Raw genomic sequence first — 19,532 nt, 5'->3', positions numbered from 1 at the left:
CATGCCCGCCATATCCACCGTGCCCGCCGGAACCACCATGCCCGCCATATCCACCGTGTCCGCCGGAGCCACCATGCCCGCCATATCCACCGTGTCCGCCGGAACCGCCGTGTCCGCCGGAACCACCGTGCAAGCCAGAGCCGCCGTGTCGGCCAAAACCGCCATGCAAGCCAAAACCTTGTGGAATTACTTGCAGACCGAAGCCGATATGCAAGCCAGAACCACCAAAGCAGCAATGTAAGACGAAGCCGCTGCCATGTCGCTGCGCACCGGAGCCACCTAAAATTCGGTTAATTTAAACTATAATGCAAAAACAATGTGAATGAAAAGCGGCAGTTTATATCATAAGGTATGAAGTGGCCTGATAAGTTGGACTTTATAGCGAAGTAGTTTCTGCTACTTCGCTATTCTTTACTGCTGCTGAGATATTGATAGCCGCCGGCTTCTGACTGATATGGCAGTACAATCTTTGGCTTCCGTTCAGTCACATAGTTCCTTAGGGAAAACAAGAACTGATGTCATACTTTGAAATTTGTTAGGTAATTCACCAATCTATTTTGCTTGTGGAGGGATTCTACATATGATAAAATAAAAGCTAGAATAAACTCAGCCGGTTTTATATTATTTGTTGTGGGTGGATTGGCAGGTGTGTTAAGTTGGAATGGAATATTGCTGCGGAATGTATTTCTTTGGTGATGCTGGGAATTATCTGGGTCTATGCCCGCAAGGGCAGTCGTCTTCCCTCATTGAAGAATAGGATATTTCAATGGTGTGTTATGGTGACTTTCAGTGCGATTTTCACCAATATTTTGTCTACCATTATGATCTATAACTACGTCCGGATTCCCATGTGGTCGACTCTGGTCGTAACAATGATTTATTTTGTTTTGACGCCGCTCATGGGATTGGCGTATTTTCTTTACACGCTTTCCGTTATTTACGCGGACAGCAGTCAGATTAGGAGAATTGCCAGTGTTGGAATCATTCCCGGTGCAGTTTATACACTGGTCATATTGAGCAATCCGTTTACCAATTGGATATTTGACCTCAATATGAATGACGGATATATCAGAGGCCCTTTCATATCAGTCACGTATCTTGTCTTCTATGCTTATTGTATCGCAAGTATTGTTTTCACTTTGGTCAATCGCAGACAGATTGACAGAGAAATTTATAGAATTCTTGCAGCCTTTCCTGTTCTTGCCGTAGCAGTCATCATTGTGCAGCAAGTTTACCCTAGTGTCATCCTCTCTGGGTCAGCAGCGACCTGTGCGCTTTTGATTATCTATCTGCACTTGCAAAACAGACAGATTTCTATAGACTATTTGACCAATGTACCTAACAGACAGGAACTGTTGGATATGCTGGGACTGGTGCTGAAGAAGACGCCAAAAAAAACATTTGTCCTGGCTGTCGTCTCGCTGAGGGACTTCAGGCAGATTAATAACGCCTGTGGACAGCAAAAGGGTGATGAATTTTTGAAGGCTATGTGCCAATTCCTTCAAAAAACTCATGGTGGCAGTAACGTCTATCGCTTCAGCGGCGACGAATTTGCGCTGCTTTTTACCCAAGAGGATGAAACGCAGATAAAAAAATGCGTGGAGACTATACAAGAACGTATGGAACAGCCGTGGCAGATAGATGAATTCCATTTCAAACTCAATGTGGTGATCGGTGTCGTGCAGTATTCTGGTGAAGGAGAGTCGCTTGAGAAATTAATAAACTCCATCGAATATGCGGTTTCACAGGCGAAGTCCGGCAAATGCGGCCAAATTTGTTACTGCAATAAAGAGATGTTAGAAAGTTTGGAGCGCAGACGCAAGGTTATCCGCATCTTAAAAGAGAAATTGGAAGATGAGAGTTTTCAAATGTATTACCAACCGATTTATTCGGTCAGAAGTGGCCAGTTTTATTATGCAGAATCTCTGATGAGAATACCCGATTCCCCTATAGGGCCTATTTATCCATCGGAATTTATTCCTATAGCAGAAGAAACAGGTCTTATCATAAATATTACATATGTCATTTTAAACAAAGTCTGCAAATTCATTAATTGTTTGATGAGCAAAGGAATTTACATAGGATCTATTCATGTGAATTTTTCGGCTATGCAATTCTCGCAGCCGAACCTGGCGGAGCGGGTGCTTGCGATTATAGAGGCAAATGGGACGCCGCCATCAGCCATAAAAATTGAGTTTACAGAAAGCACTCTGGCAGAAAATCCACAGCTGGTCACTGATTTTGCCCTGAAGATGAAAGCCCACGGAATCAAGATGGGTCTGGATGATTTCGGCACCGGATATTCCAATATTGCCACGGTGATCAATATCCCTTTTGGTACTGTGAAGCTGGACAAGAGTTTAGTTTGGGTCTCCATGAAGAATGAAAATTCTGCCCTGGCTGTCAGAAACTTGACACGGACGTTTAAAGAACTGGGGATGAAGGTGGTAGCCGAAGGTGTAGAAACCGAAGAGCAGAGAAAGCTGGTCGTTGATTTTGGCGTGGATCAGATACAGGGCTTTTATTACGCAAAGCCGATGCCAGAGGTGGAGATGGAAACCTTCATGCTTGCACAAAGTAAGAAGGAACAGCGATGCTAGCTGTTCCAATTATCAAAGGAGATCGGCCTGACCAATTTGCCGAAGGTGAGAATTTCCGATTTGGATTCCATTTTCTCTGGTAATTTCGCCGATACGATTTGACTGTTATGATAAGTTTTGAAAAAATATTCTTTTGATGAAAGATCAATGAAAGCAGTGTACTGTGTGTAATCGGCAGCATCACGACTGGTGATTACAGTGCCTTTTGGAATGCTGACATTCTCCATAATATGAAAACAAGTAACAATCGCCTCTTCTTGATTTGTTGGAAGGGGCGTATGACTTTTTAGAAAAGCCGTTCTCACAAATCTGGCGGGAGGGGCAAAATCTCCAGGCAGTCCTGTCATGCCAGCGCCCTGCCCAAAAGGAGTCAGCTTTACTGAATTCCATTCTGCTTCTTGCTGCTGCGTGACGGCGGTCCCCAAGTAGTTGCGCAGGTTTGTCATCTGCCATCTGAAGTCGGGACTGTTAGCCAGGACGCCGATGGGATTATCCAGCAGATGCAGCCCGTCTGCCGTCTTTTCTACAACCATGCATTTTCCGCTGTGATCGGCTATAATCCAATGAAGGGGTGCGATAGAATTGGTGACCGCGTCCTTGACACCGACAATTTGAATAGTAGGCAGCATGGCTTGCGCATCTTCCACAGAGGCACATTCGCTTAATAAAAAATTGACTAGTTCTAAAGCGGTCATCGTAACCTTCGACGGATCTATCGCATCGATATCGTCGTAATGGGCGTAACCGGGGAAATAGAGGGCAGCAGCAGCGAATCCCATCTCGTTGACGCCGTCGGCAAAGATGATTGGGGAAATATCCTGCCCAATCCCCATGAAACTGTATTGGGTGCGAATCCTATGCGTTTCCAATAGATTGTTCCATTCAAAGTCCTTTGGGATGACGAACAGTTCGGGATCAAGCGGATAAGAAAAATCCATCGTCCGACCAAAATAAGTATCTCCGTGAAGTGACTGCATGCTCATTGCGGTACACATATTAGAATCCTCCTTTAAATAGGTACTATTATCGTATGATATCTATGTATATTCCAGGCGGCGGCAGAATATTTGAGAATTTCATTTTGTTTATCCAGAGCGGATTTTATGGTACAATATTACTATTAGGCGGATGACAAAGCTGGAAAAGACAATAAAGCAGACTGTAACATACATAGACATATAAATGACTTAAGAGATTAGAAAGTATTGAGCGTAAAAGAAGTACACGCAGTAGGTACTGGGAAGTTCATTAACGAGTAAAGGAGCAAAGGCATGAAATACGATTTTGAAACAATGATAGACAGACGGGGAACGAACTCACTGAAATGGAATGTGGGAGAAAATGAGCTGCCGATGTGGGTGGCGGATATGGACTTTCAGACAGCCCCGGAGATTATAGAAGCACTGAAAGAAAAGGTTTGTCACGGGATTTTTGGGTATACTATCATACCGAATGCTTGGCATGAAGCAATCATGGGATGGTGGAGAACGCGTCACAATTTTGAGATAAAAAAAGAGTGGCTGCGATTTTGTACGGGAGTCATTCCGGCAATTGACTGTGCAATCAGAGCGCTGACCAACCCTGGGGAGAAGATTTTGATGCTGACGCCTATCTATAACCACTTTTTTATCTCCATTAAGGAAAATGAGAGGGAAGCTGTGGAGTGCCAGCTGGAGTACGACGGCAGCAAATACTGGATTAATTATGTGGATTTAGAAGCAAAGCTGGCAGATCCGAAGACGCCGCTGATGATTCTCAGCAACCCTCATAACCCAACAGGAAACATATGGGACAAAGAAACCCTGGCCAGGATCGGAGAACTCTGCCAGAAACATCAGGTGACAGTGATTGCTGATGAGATTCACTGCGACCTTACAGATCCTGGATATGCGTATACACCTTTTGCCTCTGTATCGGAGACTTGTGCCCATAACAGCATCACCTGTATTGCGCCGACCAAAGCTTTTAACATTGCAGGCCTGCAGACTGCCGCAGTGGTCGTGCCTGCAGAGAGCCTGAGAGAAAAAGTCCAAAAGGCTCTGGAAGTGGGAGACTCCGCAGAACCAAGTGCTTTTGCCATCGACGCTGCAGTGGCAGCCTTTACGAAAGGAGCACCTTGGCTTGATGCGCTCCGTGCACATATTTTCCAGAATAAACAACTGGCAGGTCGGTTTATCGCGGAAAACATACCAGAAGTGAGCGTGGTTTCATCTCATGCCACCTATTTAATATGGCTGGATTTTAGCGAAATTACAGACGATTCAACAAAGCTCTGCCAACGGATTCGTGAAGAGACGGGGTTATATATGAATATAGGTGAAATTTATGGCGGCAATGGTGGACAGTTTGCCCGCCTCAATGTGGCTTGCCAGAGTGAACGCCTGAAAGACGGTCTTGCAAGACTGGCGAAGGGCATTCAATTATATAAAGGACAGAAGGGGGAACGTGAATGATAAAAGGAATTATTTTTGATATGGACGGGCTGATTTTTGACTCAGAGCGGGTCGTGCAGAGAGCCTGGGCTGAAATTGGAGAGGAATATGGTTATCCAGGCATGGGAGATCAGATTTATCATACAGTAGGTTTCAATCGCCAGCGTCGAGAGGTCTATTTCAAAAGTGTCTACGGACAGGACTTTCCTCATGACCGCTTTGTGGATAAAACGAGAGAAATCTTTTCCAGAATTGTAGATACAGAAGGTCTGCCTATGAAGGCAGGCGCTGAGGAAGTGTTGAAACTTGCTAAGGAAAAGAGACTTCGCGTCGGATTGGCCACATCATCTTCTAGCGATTACGCCATCCATGAGCTGACGACGGCAGGCATTTACGAATATTTTGACGGCTTTGTCTTTGGCAATATGGTGACGAAGAGCAAACCTGATCCGGAAATTTACTTAAAGGCCTGTGAGGCTGTCGGTATCAAAGCTGAGGAAGGGCTGGCTCTGGAAGATGCGCCTTCAGGGGTGGAGTCAGCGTCTCGTGCAGGACTTCGCGTCATCATGGTGCCGGATTTGGTACAACCAGAGCCAGAAATCCGCGCAAAGGCGTGGAAGGTAGCTGACAGTTTAGAGGAAGTCATTCCTCTGTTGGAGCGGCAATAAGGAGGTCTCATGCACAAAGTAAAGGCGAAAGGAATATTATCGGCGAGCAACGGAATGAATCTCTATCGAGGCTGTACCCATGGCTGTATTTACTGTGACTCCAGAAGCAAATGCTATCAGATGGATCATGACTTTGAGGACATCGAAGTGAAAGAAAATGCACCGGAACTACTTGCTGACGCCCTGAGCCGTAAGCGGAAAAAGTGTATGATTGGCACCGGTTCCATGACAGATCCCTACCTTCATCTGGAACAGCATCTGGGACTCACTCGCAGATGTATTGAAATCATCGGGCAGATGAGTTTCGGTCTCAGCATCTTGACGAAATCCACTGGCATTCTGCGTGACTTAGATCTATTAAAACAGATTCACCAGCGTTCAAAGTGTGTAGTCCAGATGACCTTGACCACTTTTGATGAGGAATTGTGCAAGGTATTGGAACCTGGCGTATCGACCACGCGGGAGCGGGTTGAGGCATTAAAAATTTTTCGTGATAACGGAATCCCGACGGTGGTTTGGTTATGCCCGTTCCTGCCCTTTATCAACGATACGGAGGAAAACATCAGAGGACTGCTTGATTATTGTGTCGAAGCAAAAGTAAAGGGTATTCTTTGTTACGGCATCGGTCTCACGCTGCGTGACGGCAATCGGGAGTATTTTTATCAAAAATTGGACCAACATTTTCCTGGCCTGAAGGAAAAATATATGGCGGCTTACAGAAATGCCTATGAGCTTGTAAGCCCTAATCACGAGCTTTTGATGAAGCTGGTGAGAGACACCTGCAAAGAAAATGATATCCTCTTTGATATGGATCAGATATGGAATTATTTGTGCGAATTTGATCAAACCTCAGAGCAGTTAACTTTTGCTGATTTTTGGTAAAATAAACTGCTTTACATCTGCGGAAAGATGTGCTAAAATAAAAAAGTAATCAATAGAGAATCTGAACCTGGCCTAGCATGTAAGTCGTTTTTCTGGATTTACATTGAGGTCAGTTTTTTATTTCTGAAGCGTTGATACAAATATTAAAATGGAGGTACTGATATGAACACAGGTACAGTAAAATGGTTTAATTCCGAAAAAGGCTTTGGCTTTATCAAAAATGACAATGGTGGAGACGATGTATTCGTACATTTCTCAGCAATCCAGTCAGAAGGATTCAAGAGCTTAGAAGAAGGACAGAAGGTAACTTTCGATATCGAAAGCGATCCAAGAAACAGCAGCAAATTGAGAGCAGCCAACGTGCAGGCTTGCTAATTTCTGCAAAATAGGTAGTTTGTTATTAAAAATATGGTTTTCAGTACGAGGTTCTAAACATCCATTTGAATAATTTGTATTTGTAATAAGCACCATCTATGCGGCATCTGTAATAACAGATGCCGCATTTTTAAATTCATAGAAATATCGTCCGCAGGACTATCTGTGCCAGCAATTTAGAAAAACTAATTATTATTTTTAAATATTTTTAAAATTATGCTTTACATTTGATTGGAGGTGTGCTATTATAAGAAAGTAATCAATAGAGAATCTGAACCTGACCTTAGTTGTGCAAGTTATTTTTCTTAATTTGCATAGGGGTCAGTTTTTTTATGAAGTTGATACAAATAATAAAAATGGAGGTACTGATATGAATAACGGTACAGTAAAATGGTTTAACTCTGATAAAGGATTTGGTTTCATCAAGAACGATAATGGCGGAGAAGATGTATTCGTACATTTCTCATCTATCGTATCTGACGGATTCAAAAGTCTTGACGAAGGACAGAAGGTTTCTTTCGATATCGAAAGCGATCCAAGAAACAGCAGCAAATTGAGAGCGGTCAACGTACAGGCTTGCTAATTTGTGCAAAACAGGTAGTTTGTTATTTTAAATATAGTTTTCAGTACGAGATCTAACCATCCATTTGAATAATTTGTATTTGTAATAAGCACCATCTAAGGCAGCAGCTGATAACAGTTGCTGCCTTTTTTCTATGTGTTTTTGTTCTTTGTAAAAAGCGCGGTATCTATAAAGAGGGTGTTAGTTGACACTAACACCTTGCATGGTATATAATATTTCCAGTTAAGTTTAATTTGTCTCTGGAAAGGAGAAAAAAATGGTACTGTCAGAGCTGAAAAGGGGAGAAAGCGCCAGGATTGTTTCCGTCGGCGGGAGCGGTTCGCTGCGGCAGCACTTCCTCGATATGGGATTGATCCCTGGAAAGACGATCAAGTTTATGAAAGCGGCGCCCATGGGCGATCCGATAGAATATAGAATACGAGGTTATGAACTGACCTTGCGGCTAGGCGACGCGGCAAAAATTCAAGTACAGCCGGCAGCGGAAGATGGAAAAGAAATCCTCGCTGAGTTAAAGGAGAAGAAAATCGAGCATCCAGGCCTGGGAGAAATGGGCAAGTATCACGTCAAACAGAAAGGCAGCGCCACCCCCGACGACCAAATGCTGACCTTCGGATTGGCGGGAAACCAAAACTGCGGCAAAACCACCTTGTTTAATCAGCTCACCGGCTCTAATCAGCATGTGGGCAACTTTCCCGGTGTCACCGTAGATCGGAAAGACGGGCAGATTCGCAAATTCTGCAACACTTTGGTAACGGACTTGCCAGGGATTTATTCCATGTCGCCGTATACCAACGAAGAGATTGTAACGAGAGAGTTTTTTTTACAGGATAAACCGAAAGGCATCATCAACATTGTAGACGCTACGAATATTGAGCGAAACCTTTATCTGACCTTACAACTCATCGAACTGGATATTCCCATGGTTCTGGCTCTCAACATGATGGATGAGGTGCGCGAAAACGGCGGCACAATCAGAATCAATGAAATGGAAGAGGCGCTGGGAATCCCTGTAATTCCGATCTCCGCCTCCAGAAATGAGGGTATTGAGGAATTAATCGACCACGCTATGCACGTGGCCAAGTTCCATGAATGTCCCGGCCGCATGGACTTCTGTGAACCGGAAGGGGAGGATGGCGGCGCTGTACATCGCTGTCTGCACTCCATCATGCATCTGATCGAAGACCATGCCCAGAAGAGTGGGATTCCGGCCAGATTTGCAGCCAGCAAACTGATTGAGGGCGATGATATCATTCTGGAAAAACTCAAGTTGGATCAAAATGAGAGAGAACTCTTAGAGCATATCATTCTGCAGCTTGAAACAGAGAGCGGCATGGATAGAAACGCGGCTCTCGCCAATATGAGATTCACCTTTATCGACAAGGTCTGCAATGCCACCGTTGTCCGTCCGAAAGAGAGTAAAGAGCACATTCGAAGCCAGTCTATAGATCAGATTCTGACTGGAAAGTATACGGCTATCCCCAGCTTTGCGGCGATTATGGCCCTGATTTTCTGGCTCACCTTCGGTGTCATCGGCTCCTGGCTGTCAGATCTGATGGAACAGGGAATCGGCTGGCTTACGGAGGTCTGTGACAGCGGACTTACCGCGGTAGACGTCAACCCTGTCATCCACTCACTGATTATCGACGGGGTCTTTGCCGGTGTGGGCAGCGTCCTCAGTTTCCTGCCCATCATCGTGACCCTGTTCTTCTTTTTATCGTTCTTAGAAGACAGCGGCTATATGGCGAGAGTCGCCTTCGTCATGGACAAAATTCTCCGTAAAATCGGTCTTTCGGGAAGAAGTTTCGTACCGATGATCATTGGATTTGGCTGCTCGGTACCTGCCATCATGGCTACGAGAACTTTGCCCTCAGAGAGGGACCGTAAGATGACCATCATGCTGACACCTTTCATGAGCTGTTCGGCAAAACTGCCAATTTACGCATTGCTGACGGCGGCGTTTTTCCCAAAAAACGGAGCGCTGGTCATGACGATCATGTATTTTACTGGCATCGTGGTGGCAATTTTATATGCCTTGTTTCTGGATAAGACTAAATTCAAAGGAGAACCGGTGCCTTTTGTTATGGAACTGCCCAATTACAGATTTCCGGGGATGAAGAGCGTAGGGCGGCTGATCTGGGATAAGGCCAAAGATTTTATTACGAGAGCTTTTACGGTTATCTTTGTGGCGACCATCATCATCTGGTTTTTGCAGACCTTTGACATTCATCTCAATGTGGTGGCTGATTCCAGAGACAGCATGCTGGCGCTGGTGGGCGGCTGGATCGCTCCTATTTTCGAACCCCTGGGATTTGGAGATTGGAGACTTTCGACCGCATTGATCACCGGCTTTACAGCAAAGGAAAGCGTGGTCAGCACCATGACGGTTTTGATGGGCGGCAGTACGGCCCTTCTCAAGACACTGTTTACACCCTTCACCGCGATTGTGTTCCTGGTGTTTACACTGCTGTATACCCCTTGTGTGGCGGCTGTATCGGCAGTAAAGCGGGAGCTGGGCGGAAAATGGGCGCTGATTATCGTCATTGCCCAGTGTCTCATTGCCTGGATTGTCGCCTTTGTCGTACATATTGGAGGAACCCTGATGGGTTTTTAGGAGAAAGGGGCAGAGAATGGGATTGATAGATATTTTCATTGTCATAGCGGTTGCGGCTGCGTTGTTCTTTGCCGTCCGGTTCATAGGGCGGAGCAAAGGCGGCTGCGGCAGATGTAGTGGCTGCAGGGGAAACTGCAGCAGCTGTGCGTATAGAGAAGAGAAAGGAGAAAGCCATGGAAAAAGATAAGCATTTATCCTGTGTGGACTGCGGGGTTTTGCACTGTGATTATCAAAATGCCAGTTATCCTGCATTTTGCCTGACAGAGAAAATGACAGAAGAAAAACGACAGGCAATCATGAAACTTTATGAGGACGGCGAGAACAACAAAGTGATGAAGACCGCCGCGGAAGTAGAATACGAAGGTTACTGCAAGTGGACCAGAGTACAGGAAATCGTGGAGTTTGCAAGACGAATGGATTTTCAGAAAATCGGCATCGCTACCTGTGCTGGCTTGATTAGAGAAAGCAGAATTCTCACGAAGATTCTGCGCAGTCATGATTTTGAGGTCTACAGTGCAGTCTGTAAGGTGGGTGCCGTGCCGAAGACCGATGTGGGCATCGACGAAAAATGCAACGCCGTGGGAAAGAACATGTGCAATCCGATCACCCAGGCGACGCTGCTCAACGAGGCGGGCACTCAGCTGAATATCGTCATGGGTCTGTGCGTAGGCCATGACAGCCTATTCTATAAATATTCAGAAGCACTTGTGACGACTTTGGTAGCCAAGGACAGAGTGACTGGCCACAATCCGGCAGCAGCCCTGTACACGGCAGAATCTTACTACCAGAAGTTATTTGCAGAGAAAGAATAGATGTGAGACGAACACAAATCTACCTTTCGCAGAATATGATAATACTGAAACCAATTTGATAGGGGAGTAGGTAAATATGATAAGCGTAGCAAATCTGAATGACTTGTTACAAGGGATAACGGATAGAGAGGAACTCATAGAGGTGACTGCATCTTTTGCAGTAGACAGACAGATCTATCTTTCTTATCCTGTTACGATTCGAGGAGCAGAGGGAGCTTTGATAACACTGCAAAGACAGCAGGGCTATACAGGTTCTCTCTTTTATATTGATAGCAACGGGGACTTAACCCTTCAAAATATAACCGTCAACGGCAACAAAGCGACCGTGACCGCAGGCGTTGACGAACTGGTCTCCGTCAGCGGCGGAAAGCTGACGTTGAATCAGGCAGTTCTGGAAGAGAATAAAGCGATTTCCGGCGGCGGTGCGCTGTATCTTGCTGATACAGGTGCCGTTTGCCTGATGGAAAATAATGCTGCCATCAGAAATTGCGAGGCAGATGGAGGCGGCGGCGGTGCTTTCATCTCCAGCGGCTGTTCCCTCACTGCCAGAAATTCTGCTATTACAGGTAATATAGGGGTAGGAGGAGGCGGGATCTATGCCATCGGCACCGTATCCATTGTGCAGAGCCTTCTTTCCAATAACAGTGCCGGCCGTCAGCCAGGAGGCGGCATTTATGCGGCGGGCAGTTACTGCACAGTAAGTCTTGAGGCCAGCACTGTCAGCGAGAATCTGTCTTCTGATTCCGGCGGCGGCCTTTATGGTTATAACGGTGCGGCCATCTCGATTGACTCCTGCACCATCTTTGGCAATCAAGGGGGCGGCAATGGAGGTGGTATTGGTATCGCCTCCAGCAACGCGGAAACAAAGATAACCGTATCTGGCTGTAAGATTGACAACAACCAGGCTGTCACCGGCGGCGGCCTCTATGGTGTCGGTTCGCTGACGGAACTATTATTAGAAGCTTGTACGATTCATGGAAACAGTGCCACCCTGGGCGGTGGTATGGCGCTCAATCTGGGTGCAGAGGCAGATATCAGCCAAGGTACGAAGATTGAGGGGAATACGGCGAATAATTTTGGCGGCGGTGTCTATATTGACAATACTTCCGTTGTTCATGTGACGGACAGCACTTTTTCTGCCAATATCGCTTCTCACGGAGGCAGCGGCCTGTATAATGGCGGGCAATTAGGGGTCAAGGGCACTGTGATAATTACAAACGGCGTCAGTATCCCTTCTGCTCGGCATCTGATTCAGGTAGAGGGTCCTCTGACATCTTCACAGATTCAGATTGAAGCTTCTGACTATGTCGCACCCGGTTCTGGTGCGCCAATTCCGCTGGCGCAGGCGCAGACGGGTTACCCGATTTTGTCTGCGGCTGACGTAGGATCTTTCCTAAAGCCTGCCGTCGGATTTCGAAATTGGAAAGTGGAAGCAAACGCTGGCAACACCCAGGTTCTCTTGACTCCGGCCATTGTACCGATAGAATATGAAATTTCCTTTCATGGCAATGCGACCTGCTGCACGCCAGCCAGCGACGTACCTGGACCGGTCTATGTGGAAGCGGGCGGCAGTGGAACGATTCCTGATATCATACCGAAGAGAAAATGTTACAGCTTCGCTGCCTGGAACACTGCGCGAAACGGCAGCGGAATCTCATATGCTCCAGGGCAGGTCATCCCAGATGTCAACGGCAGCTTTACACTTTATGCTATTTGGCGGCAAAAGCTCCTTTGCTCTTGCTGCTGCAAATGTATGTGCCGAAAGACCTTGAGAAGCTAACCAAAAAAAGGCTTCGTACTTATCAAAGTACGAAGCCCTTTTTGCATTTATTTATCGGAGCAAAGGCATACTGCCAGTCAATTTGTTCACTTTCTTTTTTGGCCCGCACATGGCAATGCCGAAGTAATTCAGATCACTTTCTGCATTCTTTGCCATCTTTTCTGTAAACTCGTCATAATCATTGCAGCTCTGGGCAAGGTCGGAAAAATCGACGACGGTTACATCTTCAAATCCAGGCTCGTAGAGCTTCTGGCGGATTTCTTTGATCAGCTGCGGGTTCCCTTTCAAAATCGGAATCGGGATGGCGATAATGCCCATGTGAATATTGCCGTCGGCATCGATGACATCATCTCCGACTACTTCAGGCATGACCTTTCCGAGTGTTACGCCAAAGATGGCGGCGGTGTTGACCATATTTCCCAATGGCAGGTCCTCATCTATAATCATTACGCATTTCTCATTTTGCAGATTCATATTTCTTATCCTCTTTTCTCAAATATATCTCGGTATACACCGGGAGTTACGCCGATGAACTGGCGGAAAAACCGATTGAAGTGGCTTTGATCGGAGAAACCTGTCTGTACGGCGGTATCAATAGGGCTGACTCCTTGTTCCAGCAGTTCCTTGGCCCGGTTGATACGAATGGTTTCCAGGTACCGGTAAGGGGTGATGCCCTTGGTGCGGGTAAAGGCTCTGAGCAGTGTAGATTTACTCAGTGCAGCTGCTTTACAGATATCATCCAGGGTCATGTGGAGGGCATAATTGTCCTCAATAAATTGACAGGCGCTTGCAATTTCATCAAGGCATTCTCTTTCTTCTTCGCAGACAGGCTGGCTGTATCTTTCAATCAAAAGTGAAATCAGACAGAGCAGAAGTTCTTCTTTTTCAAATTCTTCTGACCCTTCCATGACCATCTCGTTGATACGATAGATGTGACAGTGGAGTTCCGTGTCAGATACCAGCGGCTGTGTAAAGGAGGGCAGAAATGCCTTGCCTGTAATCTCCTCGACCAGCTTTTCCATGACTAGAGGACCGATATTCAGGCCATAATAGTTCATAGTCAGATTGCCGGCAGGGAGGCAGGCGTGGTTCTGCTGCGGATGAAACAGGGTAATATCCCCTGGCACCAGATCATATTCCTTATTTCCGCAAGACATGTGTCTCTTTCCTTCCCTGATAAAACCCACGACGTAATGATCGTGAAAGTGGTTGGGAAAGGGATGTAAAATGTTTTCAAAGCGATAAGCTTCTATTTGCAGTTCTTCATCAAAACAAAAAGTGCGCACTTCTTTTTTCATCAATAGTACCTCCGCGAATGGAGTTGCTTCAATTCACAAAGTGAATTGATGAGAACTCCTTATGCAACCACCCTGCAAGAGAACGGGCCGTGAGGTCAAGTTCTATTGGCAAAGGGCTGACTGCTTAATTGTATTGTATCATGACTTGCCTCCTTTGGCTTGTACGATATCTTCAATTTTGGTATGATAGAGATAGTAAATTTTAGAAACCAGGGAGATGATAGTATGCCTTCAACCTATGCTCACCGTTATTTTGGCGAAAAGGTGAGAGCGCAGCTTACAGGCAGTGCTGCGGAAATAATCGATCACAAGCGGGAACTCTTTGATATCGGACTGCACGGACCGGATATTTTGTTCTACCATAAGCCGCTTTTATATAATCGGGTAAATCAACTTGGACGCGACATGCACAAGGAAAAAGGCCGCCGCTTTTTTACCGATGTGAAGCCGCAGCTTGCAAAGAGCGTTGATCCAGAGGGAGCGCTGTCCTATATTCTCGGTTTTATCTGTCATTTTGCGTTGGACAGTCAGTGCCACCCTTGTGTGGATCAAGCGATTGAGAAGACCGGCGTATCCCATATGGAAATCGAGACGGAGTTCGACAAGATGCTCATGCGCCGTGACGGTTTTGACCCTTGGACCTTTGACAGCGCCAGCCATCTGCACACTAGCCGCCAGTCGTCGGAGGTCATCGCACCCCTTCTTGGGGTTTCGGAAAAGGATGCGTATGCTGCAGTAAAGGGGATGAAGGGTTACGCGGGTTTCTTCAAGACGACAAATCCAGTGACCAGGGGTGTTTCTTTTTTCTTTCTCAAGATCAGCGGCTTATCAAAGAACATCCGCGGCCTCTTTCTCAACAAAAAAGACCATCCCAAGTGCAAAGAGAGCAGTCTCGTTCTTGCGCAGAAGATGGATGAAGCGGTTCCGCTGGGAGCGGCTTTGATAGAAAATTATATGGATTTCCTTGAAGGGGAGGGGCAGTTATCTGACTCTTTTGAGCGTACCTATGAATAAAGGTAAACGGAGGTGAAATCATGGGCGTAGAACAGCAATATCTTTCAGACGTGGAAGCGATTTTGTCCCATCGCTATGACAATGGGGCGGACCTCTGGGCAACTGAAGACAAGCGGCTGCTGAAGGGATCGCCTTTTTCTACATTTGATAGTGTTCTCTATCTGCTGGAACTGGGAATGGAGCCAGACACTCCAATTCTCAAGGAGACGGCAGACTTGATTTTCAGTACCTGGCAGGAGGACGGACGCTTTCGCATTTACCCTAAGGGCGGCATTTATCCCTGCCAGACAGCCATTGCGGCCAACGTGCTGTGCCACTTGGGATATGTGAATGATGAGAGAATCCAGAAGACGTTGCGCTATTTTTTGGACACGCCATATCACGATGGCGGCTGGCGATGTAACAAATTTTCCTTTGGCCGGGGAGAAGAGACGGAACACTCCAATCCGCAGCCTACCCTGAATGCACTGGATGCCTTCCGCTTCAGCGATTATTTGGATAAGGAGCCTGCCCTTGACCGGGCTGTGGAATTTCTGTTACAGCACTGGGTGACGCGCAAACCCATCGGACCTTGCCACTATGGCATCGGCACCTTGTTTATGCAGGTGGAATACCCCTTTCGAAACTACAATTTGTTTGAATATGTCTATGTCCTGTCTTTTTATGAGTATGCCAGGAAGGACAGCCGTTTTTTAGAGGCTTTTGAAACGTTGGCATCTAAGACGGTTGATGGACAGATCGTGGTGGAACGCGTAGTCCCCAAATTAGCAAAGCTTTCTTTCTGCAGAAAAGGACAGCCTAGTGTTTTGGCGACAAAACGCTTTCATGAGATATTAGAAAATCTGGGGCGCCCTTGATGGGAAGCAGTATAAAAGCCTCTCCAATGGCGGCTGCAACTGGAGAGGCTTTAGATTGGCGAAAATGACGCAGGATTTAGGCGGCATTTTCTATATGATTGAGGATTGCAGTTCCTTCCTGCTGATTTGCAGTGACGACCTCTGATTTTGGAACGCGCAGGGCACGGATTGCATTTAAAATTGCTATGACGGCTACGCCGACGTCGGCAAAGACGGCTGCCCACATGGTGGCGATTCCCACTGCGCCGAGAGCGAGGACCAAAGCCTTGACACCGAGGGCGAATACGATGTTCTGGTGAACAATCCGTAACGTTTTGCGTGAGATCCGCATAGCTGTTGCAATTTTCGATGGTTCGTCAGTCATGATTACCACGTCTGCTGCTTCGATGGCGGCATCAGAGCCGAGACCGCCCATGGCGATGCCGATATCTGCTCTGGCCAAGACAGGTGCATCGTTGATGCCATCGCCTACAAAGGTCAACTTCCCTTTCTCACTGGTTTCACTGAGCAGCTGTTCCATATACGCTACCTTGTCGGCCGGTAACAGTTCTGTGTAAGCAGAATCAAGCTGCAGCTTTGCGGCGACTTTCTGTCCCACCGCTTTGGCATCGCCTGTCAGCATAACTGCCTTTTTGACGCCGGAAGCTTTCAAATCTTTCACTGCTGCAAGTGCATCCGCTTTGAGTTCATCCTCTATTAAGATCGCGCCGGCATATCTGCCGCTTTCGGCGACGTAGATAATGGTGCCGGGCTCTTCCACTGGCGCAAAAGCGATGTTTTGTTCTCTCATCAGCTTTGCATTACCAGCCAAAACGACTTTGCCATCCAACTCTGCCTGCAGACCAAAGCCGGCAATTTCTTTTATATTTTTGATGCGGCTGCCGTCAATGGCTTTGCCGTAGAAGTCTCGAATAGACCTGGAAATCGGATGAGTGGAATCTTTTTCTGCGTAGGCTGCAAGTTCAACCAATCTCTCTTCGGAGACACCCTGAGGATAAAGACCACTGACTGCAAAGGCTCCCTTTGTCAGCGTGCCAGTCTTATCGAAGACGACGGTTTCTGTCTTTGCCAAGGCTTCCAGGTAGTTGCTGCCCTTGATCAATACGCCGCATTTGGACGCGCCGCCGATGCCGCCGAAGAAGCTGAGGGGTACGGAGATGACCAAGGCACAAGGACAGGAGATGACCAGGAAGGTCAGGGCACGTTCAATCCAGATTGCAAAGCTCTGGCCGCTGATCAGCGGCGGCAGCACAGCCAGAATCACTGCGGCGATAACGACTAGGGGCGTGTAGTATCTTGCAAAGCGAGTGATAAACGCTTCCGACTTTGACTTTTTACTGCTGGCGTTTTCTACCAGGTCGAGAATCTTGGCAACTGTGGATTCACCGTAGATTTTGGAAACTCTCACTTGCAGCGTGCCGGACTGGTTGATGCATCCGCTGATGACTTCTTCTCCGGCAGCGACTTCTCGCGGCAGGGATTCGCCGGTCAGGGCGGATGTGTCTAAGGAAGAACTTCCGTCGATAATGACACCGTCTAAGGGCACTCTCTCGCCAGCTCTGACCACGATGGTTTCACCGATCTGCACTTCTTCAGGGTCGACCTGTTTTATCGTGCCGCCGCTGCGGATTACGTTGGCGGAATCCGGTCTGATATCCATTAGACTGCTGATGGAACGGCGGGATTTATTGACCGCATAGCTTTGGAACCATTCGCCGACCTGATAGAACAGCATGACGGCAACGCCTTCGGAATATTCGTTTAAGCAGAGTGCACCGACGGTGGCGACTGTCATTAGAAAGTTTTCGTCAAAGACCTGGCCGTGAAGAATGTTGGTCACGGCTTTCCAGACGATGTCCCAACCGATGAGGGCATAACACAGAAGGAATGCGGACATTTCCACAGCGGGACTGAGGGGCAGTGCGGCTGCCAGCAGGAAAAGCACGGCAGCAGAGACGATGCGGGCAAGTTGTTTTTTCTGTTTCTTTGTCATAATTCTCCCTCCTTTTAGATTTTGACTGTAACATCAGGTTCGATTTTTTTGACGACTTTGACTGCTTCAGCCAGCACTTGATCAAAATATTCATCGTCAGCTTCCAGTATCATCTTCTGACTCATAAAGTTAACGTTGGCGTCATCGACACCATCTAATTTTTTAACTGCATTTTCAATTTTTGCAGCACAATGTGCGCAGTCCAGATCGATTAATTTGATAGTTTTTTTCATGATATATATCTCCCTTCAAAATAGAAAATTTGTTATTCATTCTATTAAATGATTGCTTAATCGTTTGCATGATGTTACTATAAATCATAAGGACAGAAAGGTCAATGGATTTTCTGATTTGTGTCCGAATGGAGCTGGAACAGGTCTAAATGGAGCGCAAATTGATTGGAGACTCTGCTGGATGGGTAAAATAGACGTACTAATGAATTAGAGGAGGTTCAGGTGAAGGTTATGAGAGCGCCGAAATATCGCATTATAATAGATGGAAAAGCTGCAGCGCCAGAGGTTTTGACTGACGGCAGCCGGCAGTATCGCTTTGGGCGAGGAAAACAGGCCGGATCTATCGAGGTGTTTTCGGTTCTGCCAGGGGTGGAATTGCTTTATGATAATTTCTCTATGAAGAAAGAGAGGAATACCGTGGAAGTAGAAGGAAATCTGCTGGAAATCAACTATTGTCATGAGGGGCGGCAGGAATGCCGATGGATCTGCGGAGACTATCTGTATCTGGGTCCGGGGGATCTCTGCATCACCAGAATGGAAAACGATGAGCCGCCGCTGGTCTTTCCAACAGAACATTATCGAGGCATTACCGTCATCCTGGATCTGGATATCCTGTCAGAAGAACCACTGCCGATTTTGGGCGGACATATAGCGGGGCTGGCTGACAAGTTCTGTCCGGATCATCACTTTTTTGCCATGAGAGCCAATGAACACATCAGCCATATTTTCAGCGAACTCTATGATATTCCAAAGGAGGTAAGGGAGGAGTATTTCCAGATCAAAATTTTGGAGCTATTGATGTTCCTGCGTTTGGTAAATCCAGATGCAGAGCGCAGGATTGACAAAATTACCCGAGGACAGATCGAAGTGATTAAGGCTGTAAAGGACAGGATTTGTGAAGATTTGACGAAGGAACTTACCATTGACCAGTTAGCCAGGGAGTTCTGTATCAGTCCTACTGCCTTAAAAAACAATTTCAAGATTGTCTATAACACCTCGATAAAAAAGTATCTGCGCAAGGTTCGCATGGAGCAGGGGGCACAGCTGCTGCGTACAGAAAATACTCCGGTAGCAGAGATTGCGGATCAGGTGGGTTACGCCAACCAGAGTAAATTTGCTTCGGCTTTTAAGGAGCAGTTCGGGCTCTCGCCAATAGAATATCGGAAAAAATGTGCCCATGAAGGAGCAGAATAAAACTCGTGTTACAATATAGTTGTACTTTTTGGGGTAGTTGAAGCAATCCTGCGTAACTGCGTGATGACAGTATAAAAAGACAGGGGGGTATCTGATGAATCCGGTTATTTTCTCGCGGAAAATGACTCCTTCTGAAGCTGAAAAACCAGTTAGAAAGTAACTAGAGAACTGAGATTCTGTTATTTTTAGTCAATCTGCAA

General features: G+C 46.6%; 19 protein-coding genes. 13 read left to right on the top strand and 6 right to left on the bottom strand.

Going from position 1 to position 19,532, the window contains the following annotated elements:
* A partial coding sequence (locus ACMQ5W_RS14115) for a hypothetical protein (protein ID WP_419025719.1) occupies positions 1 to 214 on the bottom strand: 214 nt, incomplete at its 3' end.
* 442 nt (positions 215 to 656) lie between these two features.
* Here ACMQ5W_RS14115 and ACMQ5W_RS14110 point away from each other — a divergent pair.
* On the top strand, positions 657 to 2,600 hold the full coding sequence (locus ACMQ5W_RS14110; protein WP_419025718.1) for a putative bifunctional diguanylate cyclase/phosphodiesterase: 1,944 nt from the start codon (positions 657 to 659) through the stop codon (positions 2,598 to 2,600).
* Here the strand turns inward: ACMQ5W_RS14110 and ACMQ5W_RS14105 are convergent.
* A complete protein-coding gene (locus ACMQ5W_RS14105; protein WP_419025717.1) occupies positions 2,597 to 3,595 on the bottom strand; it encodes a linear amide C-N hydrolase in 999 nt (332 codons plus the stop codon). The two genes, ACMQ5W_RS14110 and ACMQ5W_RS14105, sit on opposite strands and share 4 nt — an antisense overlap.
* A gap of 276 nt (positions 3,596 to 3,871) precedes the next feature.
* Here ACMQ5W_RS14105 and ACMQ5W_RS14100 point away from each other — a divergent pair, with 276 nt between their 5' ends.
* From ACMQ5W_RS14100 to ACMQ5W_RS14060, 9 genes are all read left to right on the top strand, one after another.
* A complete protein-coding gene (locus tag ACMQ5W_RS14100) occupies positions 3,872 to 5,053 on the top strand; it encodes a MalY/PatB family protein (protein ID WP_419025716.1) in 1,182 nt (393 codons plus the stop codon).
* On the top strand, positions 5,050 to 5,700 hold the full coding sequence (locus ACMQ5W_RS14095) for an HAD family hydrolase (RefSeq protein ID WP_419025715.1): 651 nt from the start codon (positions 5,050 to 5,052) through the stop codon (positions 5,698 to 5,700). Before ACMQ5W_RS14100 ends, ACMQ5W_RS14095 begins: the two co-directional genes overlap by 4 nt.
* Positions 5,701 to 5,709: 9 nt before the next feature.
* On the top strand, positions 5,710 to 6,582 hold the full coding sequence (locus ACMQ5W_RS14090) for an SPL family radical SAM protein (protein ID WP_419025714.1): 873 nt from the start codon (positions 5,710 to 5,712) through the stop codon (positions 6,580 to 6,582).
* A 162-nt stretch (positions 6,583 to 6,744) separates the two neighbouring features.
* A complete protein-coding gene (locus ACMQ5W_RS14085; protein WP_419025713.1) occupies positions 6,745 to 6,957 on the top strand; it encodes a cold-shock protein in 213 nt (70 codons plus the stop codon).
* A gap of 370 nt (positions 6,958 to 7,327) precedes the next feature.
* A complete protein-coding gene (locus tag ACMQ5W_RS14080; protein ID WP_067538722.1) occupies positions 7,328 to 7,540 on the top strand; it encodes a cold-shock protein in 213 nt (70 codons plus the stop codon).
* Between the two features lie 256 nt (positions 7,541 to 7,796).
* Positions 7,797 to 10,151: a ferrous iron transport protein B gene (gene feoB / locus ACMQ5W_RS14075; protein WP_419025712.1), complete on the top strand. Its 2,355-nt coding sequence runs from the start codon at positions 7,797 to 7,799 to the stop codon at positions 10,149 to 10,151.
* 16 nt (positions 10,152 to 10,167) lie between these two features.
* Positions 10,168 to 10,338 (top strand): hypothetical protein, encoded by a 171-nt coding sequence (locus ACMQ5W_RS14070; protein WP_419025711.1) that lies wholly within the window; start codon positions 10,168 to 10,170, stop codon positions 10,336 to 10,338.
* Positions 10,325 to 10,963, top strand: coding sequence for a DUF1847 domain-containing protein (locus ACMQ5W_RS14065; protein ID WP_419025710.1), 639 nt, complete (start codon positions 10,325 to 10,327; stop codon positions 10,961 to 10,963). The genes ACMQ5W_RS14070 and ACMQ5W_RS14065 overlap by 14 nt, the downstream gene beginning before the upstream one ends.
* 76 nt (positions 10,964 to 11,039) lie before the next feature.
* On the top strand, positions 11,040 to 12,743 hold the full coding sequence (locus tag ACMQ5W_RS14060; protein WP_419025709.1) for a right-handed parallel beta-helix repeat-containing protein: 1,704 nt from the start codon (positions 11,040 to 11,042) through the stop codon (positions 12,741 to 12,743).
* A gap of 51 nt (positions 12,744 to 12,794) precedes the next feature.
* On the opposite strand, the gene ACMQ5W_RS14055 is transcribed toward ACMQ5W_RS14060, so the two are convergent.
* Together ACMQ5W_RS14055 and ACMQ5W_RS14050 are read right to left on the bottom strand one after the other, a co-directional pair.
* Positions 12,795 to 13,217 (bottom strand): DUF2000 domain-containing protein, encoded by a 423-nt coding sequence (locus ACMQ5W_RS14055; protein WP_419025708.1) that lies wholly within the window; start codon positions 13,215 to 13,217, stop codon positions 12,795 to 12,797.
* Between the two features lie 5 nt (positions 13,218 to 13,222).
* Positions 13,223 to 14,041, bottom strand: coding sequence for an AraC family transcriptional regulator (locus tag ACMQ5W_RS14050; protein WP_419025707.1), 819 nt, complete (start codon positions 14,039 to 14,041; stop codon positions 13,223 to 13,225).
* A 225-nt stretch (positions 14,042 to 14,266) separates the two neighbouring features.
* On the opposite strand from ACMQ5W_RS14050, the gene ACMQ5W_RS14045 reads away from it, so the two are divergent.
* Entirely contained in the window at positions 14,267 to 15,055 is a 789-nt protein-coding gene (locus ACMQ5W_RS14045; protein ID WP_419025706.1) for a zinc dependent phospholipase C family protein, read from the top strand.
* Between the two features lie 20 nt (positions 15,056 to 15,075).
* Positions 15,076 to 15,912, top strand: coding sequence for a prenyltransferase (locus ACMQ5W_RS14040; RefSeq protein WP_419025705.1), 837 nt, complete (start codon positions 15,076 to 15,078; stop codon positions 15,910 to 15,912).
* Positions 15,913 to 15,988: 76 nt separating this feature from the next.
* Here ACMQ5W_RS14040 and ACMQ5W_RS14035 read toward each other — a convergent pair whose 3' ends face one another.
* Positions 15,989 to 17,905 carry a heavy metal translocating P-type ATPase gene (locus ACMQ5W_RS14035; RefSeq protein ID WP_419025704.1) on the bottom strand — a complete coding sequence of 639 codons (1,917 nt, stop codon included), beginning with the start codon at positions 17,903 to 17,905 and terminating at the stop codon, positions 15,989 to 15,991.
* Positions 17,906 to 17,919: 14 nt separating this feature from the next.
* Entirely contained in the window at positions 17,920 to 18,138 is a 219-nt protein-coding gene (locus ACMQ5W_RS14030; RefSeq protein ID WP_419025703.1) for a cation transporter, read from the bottom strand.
* Positions 18,139 to 18,369: 231 nt separating this feature from the next.
* Between ACMQ5W_RS14030 and ACMQ5W_RS14025 the strand changes: the two genes are divergently transcribed.
* The gene (locus tag ACMQ5W_RS14025; protein ID WP_419025724.1) at positions 18,370 to 19,332 is read left to right on the top strand and encodes a helix-turn-helix transcriptional regulator; all 963 of its coding nucleotides are present in this window, start codon (positions 18,370 to 18,372) and stop codon (positions 19,330 to 19,332) included.
* Positions 19,333 to 19,532: the final 200 nt, after the last annotated feature.

It is taken from the genome of Emergencia sp. (assembly GCF_048465375.1).
Lineage (GTDB): Bacteria > Bacillota > Clostridia > Peptostreptococcales > Anaerovoracaceae > Senimuribacter.
This window is presented reverse-complemented; position numbering and strand designations above follow the sequence as displayed.